The organism is Streptacidiphilus jeojiense, assembly GCF_000719095.1.
GTDB lineage: Bacteria > Actinomycetota > Actinomycetes > Streptomycetales > Streptomycetaceae > Streptacidiphilus > Streptacidiphilus jeojiensis.
This window is the reverse complement of record NZ_JOEH01000091.1, coordinates 1-807: the sequence shown is the minus strand read 5'-3', so window position 1 is coordinate 807 and position 807 is coordinate 1. Positions and strand designations below refer to the sequence as shown.

Genomic DNA, 807 nt, shown 5'->3' with positions numbered 1-807 from the left:
AAGGCGTCGGGTGAGTTCCTCAAGGCTGTGGGCGCGGTGGTGCCGGAGCTGTGGGGCGGGTCGGCGGACCTGGCCGGCTCCAATCTGACCACCATCGACGCGAACTCCTCGTTCCTGCCCGAGGGCAATCCGCTGGCGTCGGCCAGTCCGTACGGGCGCACGATCCACTTCGGGATCCGCGAGCACGCCATGGGCTCGGCGATGAACGGCATCGCCCTGCACGGCAACACCCGTATCTACGGCGGCACGTTCCTGACCTTCTCGGACTACATGCGCGGCGCGGTACGCCTGGCCGCGCTGATGAAGCTGCCGGTCACCTACGTGTGGACGCACGACTCGATCGGCCTGGGCGAGGACGGCCCCACCCACCAGCCGGTCGAGCACATGGCCGCGCTGCGCGCCATCCCGGGCCTGAACATGGTCCGCCCGGCGGACGCCAACGAGACCGCGATCACCTGGGCCGAGGTGTTCCGCCGTCACGACGCGAACCCGGCTCCGCACGGCCTGGCGCTGACCCGCCAGGGCGTACCGACCTACCCGGCCAACGCGGACGCGGCCAAGGGCGGCTATGTGCTGTTCGAGGCCGAGGGCGGCGCCGCGCAGGTGATCCTGATCGGCACCGGCTCCGAGGTCCAGATCGCCGTCGCCGCCCGCGAGCGGCTGCAGGCCGAGGGCATCCCCACCCGCGTGGTCTCCATGCCCTGCGTGGAGTGGTTCCAGGAGCAGGACCTGGCCTACCGCGACACCGTGCTGCCCCCCGCAGTGCGGGCCCGCGTCGCCGTCGAGGCCGGCATCGCGCTGACCTGG

The 807-nt window shown here is 71.9% G+C and carries 1 protein-coding gene; it reads left to right on the top strand.

Annotation, left to right across the window (positions count from 1 at the left end):
- Positions 1-807 (top strand): transketolase-like TK C-terminal-containing protein (locus tag IF29_RS0141160; RefSeq protein ID WP_037598790.1); only part of this gene is annotated, 807 nt, incomplete at both ends.